Source organism: Aquidulcibacter sp., from assembly GCF_049239865.1.
In the GTDB taxonomy this organism is placed as follows: domain Bacteria; phylum Pseudomonadota; class Alphaproteobacteria; order Caulobacterales; family Aquidulcibacteraceae; genus Aquidulcibacter.
Genome location: NZ_JBMLTR010000102.1, coordinates 13,770 through 29,833 on the forward strand (window position 1 = coordinate 13,770; position 16,064 = coordinate 29,833).

11 protein-coding genes are annotated in these 16,064 nt (G+C 58.2%); 8 read left to right on the plus strand and 3 right to left on the minus strand.

The genetic code is table 11. The annotated features are described in order from the left end of the window. Window positions 1-50: 50 nt before the first annotated feature. From ACOVRA_RS07440 to ACOVRA_RS07450, 3 genes are read right to left on the minus strand one after another with little or no spacing between them, the layout of a single operon-like run. Window positions 51-1,871 (minus strand): magnesium chelatase subunit D, encoded by a 1,821-nt coding sequence (locus ACOVRA_RS07440; protein ID WP_421719736.1) that lies wholly within the window; start codon window positions 1,869-1,871, stop codon window positions 51-53. Then, window positions 1,868-2,896, minus strand: a complete 1,029-nt coding sequence (gene bchI / locus ACOVRA_RS07445) for a magnesium chelatase ATPase subunit I (protein WP_421719737.1) — start codon at window positions 2,894-2,896, stop codon at window positions 1,868-1,870. Before bchI ends, ACOVRA_RS07440 begins: the two co-directional genes overlap by 4 nt. Window positions 2,897-2,926: 30 nt before the next feature. Next, window positions 2,927-4,228, minus strand: coding sequence for a Coenzyme F420 hydrogenase/dehydrogenase, beta subunit C-terminal domain (locus ACOVRA_RS07450; protein ID WP_421719738.1), 1,302 nt, complete (start codon window positions 4,226-4,228; stop codon window positions 2,927-2,929). 395 nt (window positions 4,229-4,623) lie between these two features. Here ACOVRA_RS07450 and ACOVRA_RS07455 point away from each other — a divergent pair, with 395 nt between their 5' ends. From ACOVRA_RS07455 to hemA, 8 genes are all read left to right on the plus strand, one after another. Beyond that, window positions 4,624-5,904, plus strand: a complete 1,281-nt coding sequence (locus ACOVRA_RS07455) for a ferredoxin:protochlorophyllide reductase (ATP-dependent) subunit N (RefSeq protein WP_421719739.1) — start codon at window positions 4,624-4,626, stop codon at window positions 5,902-5,904. 4 nt (window positions 5,905-5,908) lie between these two features. Further along, window positions 5,909-7,483 (plus strand): ferredoxin:protochlorophyllide reductase (ATP-dependent) subunit B, encoded by a 1,575-nt coding sequence (gene bchB, locus ACOVRA_RS07460; RefSeq protein ID WP_421719740.1) that lies wholly within the window; start codon window positions 5,909-5,911, stop codon window positions 7,481-7,483. After that, window positions 7,458-11,243, plus strand: coding sequence for a magnesium chelatase subunit H (locus ACOVRA_RS07465; protein ID WP_421719741.1), 3,786 nt, complete (start codon window positions 7,458-7,460; stop codon window positions 11,241-11,243). Before bchB ends, ACOVRA_RS07465 begins: the two co-directional genes overlap by 26 nt. Before the next feature lie 16 nt (window positions 11,244-11,259). Next, a complete protein-coding gene (gene bchL, locus ACOVRA_RS07470) occupies window positions 11,260-12,192 on the plus strand; it encodes a ferredoxin:protochlorophyllide reductase (ATP-dependent) iron-sulfur ATP-binding protein (protein WP_290804675.1) in 933 nt (310 codons plus the stop codon). Window positions 12,193-12,207: 15 nt separating this feature from the next. Then, a complete protein-coding gene (bchM, locus tag ACOVRA_RS07475) occupies window positions 12,208-12,909 on the plus strand; it encodes a magnesium protoporphyrin IX methyltransferase (protein WP_421719742.1) in 702 nt (233 codons plus the stop codon). Further along, the gene (locus ACOVRA_RS07480; protein WP_290804669.1) at window positions 12,906-13,256 is read left to right on the plus strand and encodes a hypothetical protein; all 351 of its coding nucleotides are present in this window, start codon (window positions 12,906-12,908) and stop codon (window positions 13,254-13,256) included. The genes bchM and ACOVRA_RS07480 overlap by 4 nt, the downstream gene beginning before the upstream one ends. Next, a complete protein-coding gene (gene acsF / locus ACOVRA_RS07485; protein ID WP_421719743.1) occupies window positions 13,253-14,317 on the plus strand; it encodes a magnesium-protoporphyrin IX monomethyl ester (oxidative) cyclase in 1,065 nt (354 codons plus the stop codon). Before ACOVRA_RS07480 ends, acsF begins: the two co-directional genes overlap by 4 nt. Before the next feature lie 75 nt (window positions 14,318-14,392). Next, window positions 14,393-15,613 (plus strand): 5-aminolevulinate synthase, encoded by a 1,221-nt coding sequence (hemA, locus tag ACOVRA_RS07490; protein ID WP_290804663.1) that lies wholly within the window; start codon window positions 14,393-14,395, stop codon window positions 15,611-15,613. The last annotated feature ends 451 nt before the right edge of the window (window positions 15,614-16,064 follow it).

The following is a 16,064-nucleotide window of genomic DNA, read 5'->3' on the forward strand; positions in this document are numbered from 1 at the left end:
GCCCTGCCTTACGTCCACTGCCCTTGAAATCAAAGGTTTAGCTGAAGGGGTCAAATGGCGCTTATGGCTTGCGCGTTCAAATAGGGCAGAGGCGCGTAAATCGCCCGCATGGCTTCTGCCAGTTCGCGCGCCCCCGGACGCGGGAAAGGGGAGGTATCAATATGGACAGCCGCTATGTCGGACAGGCCCACGGCGCGAGCGGCTAAAAGCGCGTCCGCCATCGCAACAGCGCGGCCGCCTTTGCCCTCGCGGCCTATATTTCCGCGCCCATCGGTCAAGAATAATAGGCGCGGCGTGCGGCCCTTGGCTTTTTCTGCCAAGGCCAGCATCAGGGCCGTATCGATCCCTGCCGCCAAGGGCGTGCCGCCTCCGCCCGCCAAATCCGACAATTGCCGACGTGCGCGGGCGAGCGAGCGGGTTGGCGGCAATAGCACTTCGGCTGTTTCATTCCGGAAGGCGACCAAGGCCACGCGACTGCGGTCCACATAGGCTTGCGCCAGCAAAAGCTCTACCGCGCCCTTAGCTTCCGCCAGCCGTTGAAAAGCGGACGAGCCCGACGCATCGACAACCAGAATGGTGGTGGCCTCTTTGGGCTGGGCGAAACAGCGGATGCGGAAGTCGCTCTTGCGGACTTCGATGCGCTTCATGCCCGTTGCGCCCTCGGCTTGCGGACGGCGGCGTAACTTCTGCCAGGGTGCCGCAGCGCGCAGGGTTTCGATGATATTCAGGCGCTCGCCGGGCTTTAAGGTTCCGCTGCGCGAGCGGATGGGCCGACCGCGAAGCGGCGACTTTTGCATCGCCCCGCCGCCACTGCCACTCGCACGGCCTTGTCGATTTGGCTTGGCTTGGCTTCCTAGTGCGGCGATCAATTCAGCGGGCAGGGCAGATTTGACGGCATCGACCAGCACTTCGCTGGGATTGGGTTGGTTCTTAGCCTCTGCCTCTGCTTGGGTATCGGGTGGGGTTTCAGGTGGCGGTGCAGGCTCCGATTCTGCTTCGGCAGGGTCTGCTTCGTCTTGGTTTTCTGGTTGTTGGTCAGCCTCGTCTAGCGTCGGCTCTTCTGGCGGTGGCGGTAATTGCAAGGCTTGTGGGGCGAGCACCAGCTGAGCGGCTAACGTCACATCGCCCAAACTCGCCGCCTTGCGACCATCCAGAGCCGCCACCATGCGCGCAACCCGCAAGCACAAAAGCGCGGGCCGTGCAGAATGTAGGCCAAAGGCTTGGGCCGCTTCGCAGATCGCATCGACGAGCGCGTCTTGCTCTAGCCCGACGCTGGGCAGAGCCGCTTTCGCGCGTTGAATGTCTTCAAGGCTGAGGCCATCGCCAGCCAAATCCGCAAGACCCAGTCCATTGCCGTCGAGGCGGAAACTACACCGCTCTAACAGGGCAAAGGGTGGGGATTCCTCAGGGCCGATGCTCTCATCCAGCAGGATCAGGCCAAACCGCGCGGGCAGAAGCGACGTCAAACCGTCGCGCTCCAGCTGAAACTGGCCTTCATCCAAAGCGGCAGCGATCCGTGCGGCGGTGGCGGAGCTCAAGCGCTCTGCCATCGGCAGAACCAAGACCCCGCCATCGACTTCGCTTAACAGACCGCGCTGCACAACGGGTTGGCCGAGCGCGAGGCTGGTTGCGAGATCAAGGCCGCCGAGTAGACGGTCATCACCGGTCTGCACGGGGCAGCGGCGCAGAGGCGCGCCTTCTGGCAACAGCTCTTTCAATAGATCGAGCCAAGCATCAAAAAACGGGCTGCTGCGCCCTTTGATCGAAATGCCGCCCAAGCCATGGGGGTCCATCGCAAACAAGGTGGCGATCAACAGCGCTTCCGGCCACGCGGCGCAAGGCAGGCTATCCGTCTGCGCCTCTTGGGTCATGAGCCAAACAGGTCAGACATGGCGCGTTCAATTCGGGTGGACGAGCCGGTCTCATCGAGCGGATTGCGGCGCAGGCGGTGGCGCAAGGCCATCACCGCAATCCCGCGCAAATGATGGTCTTCCACCTTGGTATCACCTTCGAGCGCGGCAACGGCGCGGGCAGCACGGATCAAAGTCAGCTCGCCGCGCAATCCATCGACCCCGACGGCCATACACAGGCGCGACGCCCATTCCAGCGCGGCATCGGGGGTTTCGACTTCGCTTAAACGACCGCGTGCTGCGACAATCTTTTCGCGAACGGCGGCCTCGGCCTCAGCCTGACGGGCGGCAAAGCCCGCGCTATCGCGGTCAAAGGAGTCGCGACGCCGCACGACTTCCACGCGTAAGGCCAATTCGTCAGGGGTCTTGACGTCGACGGACAGACCAAAGCGATCCAGCAATTGCGGCCGCAATTCCCCTTCTTCCGGGTTGCCACTGCCGATCAGCACGAAGCGCGCCGGATGGCGCACGCTCAAGCCTTCGCGCTCGACCACATTTTCCCCCGAAGCCGCAACATCGAGCAGCAAATCGACCAGATGGTCATCGAGCAAATTGACTTCGTCGATATAGAGAAAGCCGCGATTGGCGCGGGCCAATAAGCCGGGCTCGAAATGCTTTTCGCCTTGGGTCAGCGCGCGCTCCAGATCAAGGGCACCGACAACGCGGTCCTCTGTGGCACCCAAGGGAAAGTCGACCACGGGCGTGGCCATCTCGCCCACATCGGGTATCTCCCCCTCCAAACGGTGGACACAGCCCGTGGCGCAACTGGATTTATCGGCGCTCGGATCGCAATGATATTGACAGGCCTTGACCATCTTGATCGGGGGCAAAAGGGCGGCCAAGCCCCGCACGGCGGTCGACTTGCCCGTACCGCGATCACCAAACACCATCACCCCGCCAATGCCTGGATCTGTTGCTGCGATCAGCATGGCCAGCTTCATGTCGTCTTGGCCGACAATGGCTGTGAAGGGGAAAGCGATACGCATCAAAAAGGCTCCGAAAGGAAGGGGTTGGCTTTAGGCACCTGCTTCAGCCGCAGATTGAACCTTAGCATCTGACTCATCAACTGGCTTGCGCTCTTGGCTGTCAGAGGTGAGGCCATAGGGTGCGGTCAATTGCCAGACATGGTCGGGGATCATATTTTTCATGCGCTGCGGCTCTTCGCGGCGCAGGTGAAGCACTGTTTCAATCGCCTTCATCTCCACACGGGTGCGGGCAAACTCTAAGCCGCGGGGACCAACTCTCGGCATCAGCCAGCCCACCAAAGGCCGCACCCAATTGGGCATGCCGCGCAAAGGTAGGCCACCAGCCGCCCGCTCTACATTGGCTTTAAAGCCCTTAACCGCGCCGGCGCGCTTGCCATGGCTGGTTGGGGCGGTCAAAGCGACTTCATCGCCCAAAAGCGACAGCAATTCTTCACCGCGTTCATTGCGGACCAACAACCATTGCTCGCCCTGCCCACCCATATAGCCAACCGTCATGTCGGCCAGCGCATTGGTATAATCGACACAAGTCCGGCAGGTCAGCGGGAAGAAGTCGGGCGGGAGTTTCGAGATCGGCAATTGCAAGAAAGGGATGATCTGCTTGTGGCCATCATCAAACCGCAGCTCGACATGGTAATCGGCTCGGAACTCCAAATAGCTGATGGTCTCGGGCTGATCCGAGAGAAGGTCCAGAAACTGGTGGAAGCTTTCGGTGGTGGTATTATCTGAGCAGGGCGTGCCAATCACATAAAGCCGCTCAAATCCCAATTCGGCTTCCAGCGCCCGCAGAGCATAGACTTGGCAGGGAATGCCGATGACTGCGAGGCGCTTATAGCCCAGCTCGCGCGCGGGCTCTAACAAGGCCAATAAAGGCGCATAGCCCATCCGCATGCCGCGGCAATGGGCCAGCTCTGAAGCTTCTGTCACCAAAGTCGGCACGGGCCGCCAGCGATCTTCTGGGTCGGGCTTCATGGTCAGCACCGCATCAACCGCTCGGGTTTCCAGTAAGCGCTCGGCAAGGCGGGTGGTGATCCCGGTCCATTGCGCGCCATGCAAGGGCGCATTCAGCTTGGCTTGATACATGGCCTTCACAGGGCCAAAGAATAATTCGTCGCCCGCTTCGGTATCACGGGCGCGCCCGTGTACTTGGGTTTCCATCTCTGGATAGTTCGGGCTGATGAATTGACAGGCCCGCCCACAGCGTTTCGGGTCTGACGTGCGCGATATCCCGCAATCGGTACACAGAGAACGTGCTGGCGCCGGGGCGTTCAGCGCTTGGGTTATCCTCGGATCGTCTGGCCCAACGCCCGGTGAACGACTTGTCGAAGATTCCACCCTAACCTCATCTGCTACCTGCATCATTTATGACTGTCTCACCACAGGAACAAATTGCAAGAGTTTGTTCGTCTAGTGACTGTCAAAAGTTTTGGACGTCTATTTCTATTGACAAGATGTGAGAGGGAGGCATACCTTGCGGGATGACCTTATCAGAGGTCCGATTTCTGCTGGAGAATTCCGATGTTGATGCAGCCTTCTAACTCACACGAATGGCGTGTTTCTGAGACTTCTGTCGGTAGGGCCTCTGAGCGAAAAAAGACCTCCCCATCCATTCTAACACGTTGGATTGAGGGTCTTTTGCAATTTGCCAATCCTTGGCCCGCTCATGCGGGCTCCAGTTCTGTCACGCATACGAAGCACGTCCATAGCGAAACCGACGAGGCTTCTTGAGCATGAGCGACGCGGTCACGTTGATAAGCCCGAATTCTGAGGCGCGCCCCGTTCTTCGTGAAAGGGGCCAGCGGGAAGTGTTCTGCGGCCTTACTGGCATCGTGTGGCTGCATCGTAAGATACAAGACGCGTTTTTCTTGGTTGTTGGCTCCAGAACCTGCGCGCATCTGATCCAATCGGCCGCTGGCGTGATGGTGTTTGCGGAGCCTCGCTTTGCAACCGCGATCATGGAAGAGCGGGATTTGGCCGGTCTGGTAGACGCCAACGAGGAGCTTGACCGAGTGGTGGACAGGCTCTTGTCGCGCCGTCCCGACATCAAATTGCTCTTCTTGGTCGGCTCTTGCCCGTCAGAAGTGATTAAACTCGATTTGTCGCGCGCAGCAGAGCGTTTGTCGACGAAGCACAGTCCTTCTGTTCGTGTTCTCAATTACTCCGGCAGCGGCATTGAGACGACCTTCACCCAAGGCGAAGATGCGTGCTTGGTGGCGATGATCCCAGAAGCACCGGTTGCGTCCGAGGAGGCACCAGCCTCGCTCTTGGTCGTCGGCACATTGCCCGACATTGTGGAAGACCAATTCTCCCGCCTGTTCAATCAGTTGGGTATCGGGCCGGTTCATTTCTTCCCGCCGCGCAACTCGCAATCCATCCCTGCAATCGGGCCCAACACGAAATTCCTGCTGGCCCAGCCCTTCTTGGGCGAGACGGCCCGCGCCCTGACAGAGCGTGGCGCGCAACATCTGCCTGCGCTGTTCCCGTTTGGCGCAGAGGGCACGACCCATTGGCTGAAAGCCGCTGCCGATGCGTTTGGCATCTCAGAGCTTCATTTCCTGGCCGTTGTCGCACCGGGGCGGGAGCGGGCTAAGCGCGCCTTAGAAGCGCAAAAGCAGCATTTGGCTGGCAAAAGCATCTTCTTCTTCCCAGACTCGCAAATGGAACCCAGCCTCGCGCGCTTCTTGTCGCGCGAACTCGACATGAAGTTGATCGAAGTCGGCACGCCTTACCTCAACCGCCAGCTCCTCAGCGCCGAGATGGAATATCTGCCCGACAATGTCACCTTGAGTGAGGGCCAAGACGTCGACCGTCAGTTGGACCGTTGCCGCGAAGCCAAGCCAGACTTGGTTGTTTGCGGCATGGGTCTCGCCAATCCTCTCGAAATGGAAGGCATCTCGACCAAATGGTCGATCGAACTCGTCTTCTCACCTGTCCATGGGTTCGACTGTGCCGGTGACTTAGCCGGACTGTTTGCCCGCCCGCTTTTCCGCCGCTCTGTCTTGAAGGTTTAGGGTCATGCAGTTGACGGTCTGGACATATGAAGGCCCTCCCCACGTTGGGGCGATGCGCATCGCAACCGCGATGAAGGGTGTCCACTTTGTCCTGCATGCGCCGCAAGGCGATACCTATGCCGACCTATTGTTCACGATGATTGAGCGTCGCGGCGCGCGGCCTCCCGTGACTTACACCACCTTCCAAGCCCGCGACCTTGGCACCGATACCGCTGAAATCTTCAAGACTGCCGCGCGCGATGCGTTTGAGCGCTTTGATCCAGACCTCATGCTGGTAGGCGCATCTTGCACCGCAGAACTGATTCAGGATGATCCAGGCGGCTTGGCGCGCGCGCTGAACTTGCCCGTCCCCACCATCACGCTGGAATTGCCTTCCTATCAAAAGAAGGAAAATTGGGGCGCGGCTGAGACCTTTTATCAAATCGTCCGGGGCCTCGCGACTGAAGCGCCTGCTCCTAAGGCTGAGGGCGCAAAGCCAAGCTGCAATATTTTGGGCGCAACGGCGTTAGGGTTCCGCCACCGTGATGACGTGATTGAGATCACCCGCTTGCTCAATCAAATGGGGATTGAAATCAATGTCGCCGCCCCGATGGGCGCTACGGCAGACGACATTCGCCGCTTGCCGCAGGCCGACTTCAATGTCGTGCTCTATCCCGAGATTGCCGACACCGCCGCGCGTTGGCTAGAGCGCCAATATGGCCAAAAGGCCGTTCGCACCATTCCAATGGGCTTCCAAGCCACTTGCGAGTTTGTCCGTGAAGTGGCCGCTTTGGCTGGTGTCGACCCGGAGCCTGTCTTGGCTCAACACGGCTCGCACATGCCTTGGTGGTCGCGTTCGGTGGATTCCAATTATCTGACTGGCAAGCGCGTTTTCGTGTTTGGCGACGCCACCCATGCCATGGCAGCAGCCCGTGTCGCCAAGGAAGAGCTTGGCTTCGAAGTGGTTGGCCTTGGTTGCTATAATCGTGAGTTCGCGCGCGATGTGCGGGCCTGCGCGGCAGAGATGGGCGTCGAAGCCTTGATCACCGACGATTATTTGCTGGTCGAAGAAACCATTGCCGCGCTCCAGCCCGAACTGGTTTTGGGCACGCAAATGGAACGTCACATCGCCAAGCGCCTCGGCGTTCCTTGCGCCGTGATTTCCGCACCCGTTCACGTACAAGACTTCCCCGCCCGCTATGCCCCCGTGATGGGCTTTGAAGGCGCGAATGTGCTGTTCGACACCTGGGTCCATCCTTTGGTGATGGGCTTGGAAGAGCATTTGTTGACCATGTTCCGTGAGGACTTTGAGTTCAATGATGCGGCAGGGCCTTCCCATCTCGGTGGTCATGCCAAGAACGAGGCTGCTGCCCAGCCAGTGCCAGAGCCTGATTTCGTCCCTATGGCGGCACAAGCGACGACCCAAGAAACCATCACTGTCGTGAATTGGAGCCCAGAAGCCAGCAAAGAACTGTCGAAAATCCCCTTCTTTGTCCGTGGCAAGGCCAAGCGCAACACCGAGCGTTACGCCGCCGAACAGGGCCTAGAGACCATCTCGATTGAGGCGCTTTACGATGCCAAAAGCCACTTCGCACGCTGAAGACGGCCCTAGCTCGCGCCCACAGGATGGGGGCACACCGGTACGGGTGGTCGTCGTCACGCTCGACAATCATCTGCGCACCTTGGTGCAACGCGCTTCCGACGCTTTGTCCGCTGAGAATCCCGGCATTCGGGTCGACATGCACGCAGCCACCGATTGGGCTGAAAAGCCCGGCGCGCTGGAAGCCTGCCATCGCGATATCGCTAAAGGCGACATCATCCTCGTCTCCATGATGTTCATCGACGAGCACATTCAAGCAGTCTTGCCAGCACTGATGGCGCGCCGGGATCATTGTGATGCCATGATCGGCATTATGTCGGCCGGCGAAGTTGTGAAAATGACCAAGCTGGGCAATTTCAGCATGGATGGTTCTGACAAGGGCCCGCTGGCGATGTTGAAGCGCTTGCGCGGCAATAAGACGAAGTCGGGCGCAAGCTCTGGTGCTGGCCAAATGGCCATGCTGCGCCGCTTGCCTAAATTGTTGAAATATATTCCCGGCCCCGCCCAAGACCTGCGTCATTATTTCCTGACCATGCAATATTGGCTGTCGGGCTCGCAAGAAAATGTCGTCTCCATGGTTCGCAATCTGATTGGCCGCTATGCCAATGGCGAACGCAAGGAATTGCGCGGCGCAATGAACGCTGCAGCCCCGATCGATTATCCCGAAGTTGGTCTGTTTCACCCTCAAGCCGAACAACGCATCTGCGAAAGCTTGTCGGCTTTGCCAGAGCTGCGCCGGGACTATAAGGGCACCGTCGGCGTCCTCTTGTTGCGCTCTTATGTCTTGTCCGACGATGCTGGTCATTATGCAGGCGTGATCGAAGCTTTAGAGGCGCGCGGTCTTCGCGCCATTCCAGCTTTTGCGAGTGGCCTCGATTCTCGGCCCGCCATTGAGAAGTTCTTTATGCGCGATGGCCGCGTTACGGTGGACGCGATTGTTTCGCTTTCTGGCTTCTCGCTCGTCGGTGGCCCTGCTTACAATGATGCGGTCGCGGCCGAAAAAGTGTTGGCAGAGCTGGATGTGCCCTATGTCTCCGCCCAGCCGCTGGAGTTTCAGACTTTGCAAGGCTGGGGCGGCTCGCACATGGGCCTGTCGCCGGTTGAATCCACCATCATGGTCGCCATCCCAGAACTGGACGGCGCAACCGCCCCCATCGTCTATGGCGGCCGTTCGGATGGTTCGGGCGTTGCCTGCAGCGGCTGTAGCCATGGCTGCACGTTTGACGAAGAAAAAGGTCCACCGCGTATGCGGGTGTGCCCCGAGCGCGCCGAGACTTTAGCTGATCGCGTCGCCAAAATGGTCAAGCTTCGCCGGACAGAGCGGGCAGAGCGCAATTTGGGCATCGTCCTCTTTAACTTCCCACCGAACTCCGGATCGGTTGGCTCTGCCGCCTATCTCGCCGTTTTCGCGTCCTTGTTTAATACGCTGACCACATTGAAGGCCGAAGGCTATGATGTGGTCTTGCCAGAGTCGGTGGACGCCCTGCGCGACCAGCTCCTGATCGGAAATTCTGCCCGTTTTGGCACCGATGCTAATGTCCACACCCGTATCTCGGTGGACGACCATGTGCGCCGCGAACGTCATTTGGGTCAGATTGAAGCGCAATGGGGCCCAGCGCCCGGTCGCCAACTCAGTGATGGCCGCTCGATCTTCATTCTGGGCGCGCAATTTGGTCGCGTCTTTGTCGGCCTCCAGCCAGGCTTTGGCTATGAGGGCGATCCGATGCGCCTGTTGTTTGAAGCGGGCTTCTCGCCCACCCACGCGTTTTCGGCCTTCTATCGCTATCTGCGCGAAGACTTTAAGGCCTCGGCCCTCCTGCATTTTGGCACCCATGGCGCGTTGGAATTCATGCCCGGCAAGCAAGTGGGCTTGACTGGAGACTGCTGGCCAGAGCGCTTAATCGGCGACATTCCAAACTATTATCTCTATGCCGCCAATAATCCTTCGGAAGGCGCTTTGGCCAAACGTCGCGGCGGCGCGACCTTGATCAGTTATTTGACCCCGCCGATTGTGCAAGCTGGCCTCTACAAAGGCCTGCAGGATTTGCGTGAAAGCATCGGTCGTTGGCATGGGGCCAAAAATGGTGACAGCGTTGATCGCGACAGCCTGATCGAACTGATCCAGAGCCAAGCTGCGGCCCTAGACCTCGCCCCTGCCACCCCCGTGTGGCACGGCCCTTGTGCGGTTGAGATGGAGACGTTGCAGGCCCGCGTTAGCGAATTGAATGATGCGCTGATCCCAGAAGGCCTGCACGTCATCGGCCAAGCCCCCTCAAAGGCAGAGCGGATCGACTTGTTACTGGCGATGGCCAATGGCGTCCCCGAAACCGCTTTGCCCCGTTCGGTGATCGAGGCTTTGGTCGAGGGCGGAAGCCCTTCCGACGCTATCGAGGCCGGTGGACTGAAATCGAACCGTACCCTGATCGAACGCTTGGAAGCTTTGGCTGAAAGCAATGTGTTGATGGAGACGGACCATGAGCTGTCAGCCCTGATCCATGCCCTTGATGGTGGCTATATCCGCCCTGCACCGGGTGGCGATTTGGTTCGCACGCCAGCGGTTCTGCCAACCGGGCGCAATCTGCATGGCTTTGACCCGTTCCGTCTGCCAAGTGCCTTTGCCAGCCATGATGGCGCACGGCAGGCCCGCAAGCTGCTCGACCGGCATATGGATGAAACCGGTGCCTTCCCAGAAACCATCGCTATGGTGCTCTGGGGCTCGGACAATCTGAAGAGCGAAGGCAGCACGATTTCGCAAGCGCTCTATCTGATGGGCACGCGGCCACGGTTTGATAGTTATGGACGCCTATGTGGGGCAGAGCTTATTCCGCTGGAAGAGCTTGGCCGGCCTCGCATCGATGTCGTGATGACCTTGTCCGGGATTTTCCGCGATCTTTTGGCTTTGCAAACCCGCATGCTGGCTGAGGCCGCTTGGCTCGCCGCCAGCGCGGATGAGCCTGACGACATGAACTTTGTCCGCAAGCATGCTTTGGCCCAACAAGCGCAAAGTGGCTGCGATCTGGAGACTGCCTCCCTGCGCGTCTTCACCAATGCCGACGGGGCCTATGGTGCCAATGTCAATCAGATGATTGATGCCAGCTGCTGGACAGATGAAAATGAATTGGCCGAGGCCTATCAAAGCCGCAAATGCTTTGCCTATGGCCGCAAGGGCCCACCGATGCGCCAGTCGGCTGTGTTGGAAGGCATCTTAAAGACGGTCGATCTCACCTATCAAGGCCTCGACTCGGTAGAGCTCGGCGTCACCACGATTGACCATTATGTCGATACTTTGGGTGGGATCACCAAAGCGGTGAAGCGCGCCCGCGGCGTGGATGTGCCTGTCTATATTTCCGACCAAACCCAAGGCGATGGCAAGATCCGCACTTTGGCTGAGCAAGTTACCTTTGAAACCCATACCCGCATGCTGAACCCACGCTGGTATGAAGGCCTGTTGTCGCATGGCTATGAAGGCGTGCGCCAAATCGAAGCCCAAGTGACCAACACCATGGGCTGGTCGGCCACGACCGGTCAGGTCCAGCCTTGGGTCTATCAAAAAATCAGCGAGACCTATGTGCTCGATGACGCCATGCGCCAACGCATGGCCGCCCTCAACCCGAAAGCTTCCGCCCGGATGGCTAACCGCCTCTTGGAAGCCCACGCCCGCAATTATTGGCAGCCCGACAGCGCGACTTTGGAAGCGCTCCGCAATGCCAGTGATGAACTTGAAGACAATTTGGAAGGCATCGCAGCCGCCGCTGCCTGACCTAGGAGAAGAACCCATGGCTCTATTAGACCTACCCCGCGGCCTGAAACCCAGAGCGACCCCGATCACGCGCGCGCCTTCATTGCGCGGTGACGGTGAAGGCAGCGTTCAAGTAGAGCTGGATCCCAATTTGCAGATTGGCAAAGCAAAGGTCTTTGCCATTTATGGCAAGGGCGGAATTGGCAAGAGCACCACTTCCTCCAATTTGTCGGCGGCCTTCTCCAAGCTGGGTAAGCGCGTGCTTCAAATCGGCTGCGACCCCAAGCATGACAGCACCTTTACCTTGACCAAGCGGCTTGTGCCGACCGTCATCGATGTCCTGGAAAGCGTTGATTTCCACAGCGAAGAATTGCGCCCGGAAGATTATGTCTATGAAGGCTATAATGGCGTGATGTGCGTTGAAGCTGGCGGTCCGCCAGCCGGCACCGGCTGCGGTGGTTATGTCGTCGGGCAAACGGTGAAGCTCCTGAAAGAGCACCATTTGTTGGAAGACACCGATGTGGTGATCTTCGACGTGCTGGGCGACGTGGTGTGCGGTGGCTTTGCTGCCCCTTTGCAACATGCTGAGCGCGCCTTGATCGTCACCGCCAATGATTTTGACTCCATCTTCGCCATGAATCGGATTTTGGCGGCCATTAAAGCGAAGTCGAAAAATTATGACGTGCGCTTAGGCGGCGTCATTGCCAATCGCAGCAAGGACACTGACGAGATCGACCGCTTTAATGCGGCTTGCGGCCTAGAGCGGGTTGCGCACTTCCCAGACCTCGACGTTATTCGCCGCTCGCGTCTGAAGAAGTCGACTTTGTTTGAAATGGAGCCCTCCCCCGAGCTCGAGGCAGTGCAGAATGAGTATCTTCGTCTGGCTGCCTCGTTGTGGGTTGGCACGAAAGAGCTGAAAGCCGAGCCGATGAAAGACCGCGACATCTTTGACTTCCTTGGCTTTGATTGATCGGGAGCTTTCGACATGTTGACCACCACCTATGTTGAGCGCCGCCAACGCCTTGAGACCTATTTTGATCGCACGGCGTCGGACACGTGGGCACAGCTGACCTCAACGGCACCCGTCAGCAAAATCCGCGCAACCGTGAGGGCTGGTCGCGATCAAATGCGTGAGATTCTGGTTTCTTGGTTGCCAGAGTCTTTGACCGCCAAGCGTATCTTAGATGCAGGGTGCGGCACCGGTGCTTTGGCCGTCATCGCGGCTCATCGCGGGGCGAATGTGGTAGCTGTAGATGTCGCCGCCAGCTTGGTTTCGGTGGCGGGTGAGCGCGCTCCTATCGATCCCGCTCCTGGCGCGATTGAGTTCCGCGTCGGCGATATGCTCGACCCAGCCCATGGCACCTATGATCATATCGTTTCAATGGATTCCTTGATCCATTACCCGCGCGATGAAATTATGACGGCCCTATCGTCCTTGGCGGCCAGATGCCGTGGCTCGATCGTCTTTACCTTTGCGCCCAAGACCCCGCTTCTGACCCTCATGCACACCGTGGGGCTTTTGTTCCCGCGCTCTGATCGCGCTCCGGCGATTGAGCCTGTCAGCGAGGCGTTCTTACGCAAGGCGGTGGCTTCTGACCCGCGTATGGTAGGCTGGACAATCGGTCGCACAACGCGTGTCGTCAGCGGCTTTTACACTTCGCAAGCGATGGAGCTGGTCCGGTCATGAGCAATTCCTATCTCTTTCACCAACAACCTGAATTCTGGACCTTGCAATGGCCAGATGTGCTCAAGCGGGCCACGCATGTGACAACTTGTACCATTGAGATTCAGCATGATGAGAATAGCCTCCATGCCCATGTCTCTCTGGACGATGACTCCATCCTCGGACCGGGCGACAAGATGATAGTCCAAGGACCCCCGATCCGGCTGTCGTTTGGCGAATCCTGCACGCTCCATCGGGGTGTCAAGATTATCCGTGCGACAGCCCTTGAAAGACTTTGGATCAAAGTCGCCTCTTATTTTGAGCTTTTCGAGCTCTATGAAGTCAGCTTCACACCGGGGAAACTGCCATGACCGCAGCCACTTTTGACGATTCCTATCTCGACACCACCCAACTGGCCAAGACCGACACGATCCTGAGCCCGCGCTTTTACACCACCGATTATGCGGCGATGGACAAGATCGACGTATCCTTGGTTCGCGAAGAATGGGACCAAATGCTGTCGGCTATGGCGGCCGATCCGCGCCGTGGTCACTTTAAGCGCGACGCCGCGTTCGACAATCGCCTCGACGATCTCGACCCTGAATTACGCCGCGAGTTTGTGGACTTTTTGGTCAGCTCGATCACGTCTGAATTCTCGGGCTGTGTGCTCTATGCCGAGATCGTCAAGCGCGTGTCTAATCCAGACATCAAGGCGCTGTTCAAATATATGGCCCGCGATGAATCGCGCCATGCAGGCTTTATCAATGAAAGTCTGAAGGATTTTGGCATTGGCGTGGACTTGGGCTTTTTGACAAAGACCAAGAAATATACCTTCTTCAAGCCGAAATTTATCTTCTATGCAGTCTATCTGTCGGAGAAGATTGGCTATGCGCGCTATATCACCATCTTCCGGCAATTAGAGCGCAATCCAGAGCACAAATTCCATCCGATTTTTAACTGGTTCAAGGAATGGTGCAATGATGAGTTCAGCCATGGCGAAGCCTTTGCTTTGATCATGCGCGCTGACCCGACTTTGTTGCAGGGTGCCAATAAGCTCTGGATCCGCTTCTTCCTCTTGTCGGTCTATGCCACCATGTATGTGCGCGACCACGCCCGTCCGGCCTTCCACAAGGCCTTGGGGGTCAACCCAACCGATTATGATTATCAGGTGTTTTCGCTGACGACCGAGATCTCCAAGCAGGTCTTCCCAGTCATGCTGGACAGCGACAATCCAACATTCCGCGCGGGCTTTGAGCGCCTGCGCATTCTGTCAGACAAGATTGAGGCTGCCAAAGCAGAAGGCGGCATCATGAACGGCCTAAAACGACTGGGGTGGAGCGCGCAAGTCGCTGCAACCTTCGTCAGTCTCTATCTGCTACCAACACTTTCGAATGAGCTACCCAGCAACGTTCGGCTGCAACCCGTTTGGTAAGTCGCTTGCCAAACAGATAACAAAACGGCTTGGTGGTGGTGAAAGCACCGCCAGGCTGTCGGGAGGGGAAATAACATGGACTACCAAGCCTATTTCAACAGCCAACTGGACGCGCTTCGCGCCGAGGGTCGCTATCGCGTTTTTGCAGACCTTGAGCGTCATGCGGGTCAATTCCCGCGCGCGACGCGTCATGCTGATGGCGGTGTCCATGAAGTGACGGTTTGGTGTTCGAACGATTATCTCGGCATGGGCCAACATCCTAAAGTTCTGGCCGCCATGCATGAAGCGATTGATCGCTGTGGTGCCGGTGCCGGTGGCACGCGCAACATCTCGGGCACCAATCATTATCACATCTTGCTCGAGCAAGAGCTGGCGGACTTGCATGGCAAGGAAGCAGCCCTTTTGTTCACGTCTGGCTATGTGTCGAACTGGGCGGCCCTGAGCACCTTGGCAAGCAAAATCCCCAATTGCGTCGTTGTTTCCGATGAAGGCAATCACGCCTCGATGATTGAAGGCATTCGCCATAGCCGTGCCGAAGTGCGTATCTTCAAGCATAATGACACCGAAGACCTAGAGCGCGTTCTGGCCAGCCTGCCGCCAGAACAGCCAAAGCTGGTCGCGTTTGAATCAGTCTATTCGATGGATGGCGATATCGCCCCAATCGCCGCGATCTGCGATGTGGCAGAAAAATATGGCGCCATGACCTATCTGGACGAAGTCCATGGCGTCGGCCTCTACGGCCCACGCGGCGGTGGCGTGGCCGAGCGGGAAGGCTTGATGGACCGCCTGACCGTGATTGAAGGCACATTGGGCAAAGCTTTTGGCGTGTTCGGCGGCTATGTCGCAGCATCCACGGCGCTCTGCGACTTCATTCGCAGCTTTGCCTCGGGCTTCATTTTTACAACCGCATTGCCACCATCGGTCGCCGCCGGTGCTTGCGCCAGCATCCGTCACTTGAAGGCGAGCGCGGCAGAGCGTGAGCGTCATCAAGACCGCGTCGCGTTGGTGCGCCGTCGTTTGGAAGCCGTTGGCATTCCCTGCATGGCCAATGACAGCCACATCATTCCGGTGATGGTGGGCGATCCTGTGAAATGCAAAATGATCAGCGATTGGCTGTTGGAACGCTCTGGCATCTATATCCAACCGATCAATTATCCGACCGTTCCTCGCGGCACTGAGCGACTGCGCATTACGCCATCGCCTTTGCATAGCGACGCTGATATCGAGCGTCTGGTGACGGCCTTGTCCGACTTGTGGCAACAGTGCGCTTTGGGTCGGGTATCGGCTGCGGCTTAAACGGGCTGAATGGACGGTTCCGCCGCATAATTTGTCATCCCGGACGGCGTTAGCCGATCCGGGACCTTGTTCCGCAAACTCAGTGAGGTCCCCGCTCTCCACTTCGCTGCGGCGGGGATGACAGGTGGGGGTAAAGGAGCGCGCAACAAAAGTTGCGCTTGTCATCGCGGCGGCAGGCGCAGCTTGTGCTGCGCGGTCCTTTTGGTGGGGTTTCTATCTAGAAGCGTTTTGGTGAACCTTCTGTCTCACCAAACCGCTAACTCCATTGTTCTTGCGACCTCTGGGTAGTCAAGTGTCCGTTTTCTTTGAAAACGGATCGCTTAGCGACGCAGCAAAGCTGCGCACTTGACGACCCAGATGTCGCGGGCAAGCTCGATGATCTATTTTGGTGAAACCTAGGTTGCACCAAAATAGATCCAGATCGGCAGCACAAATTCGCCCCGCAACACCC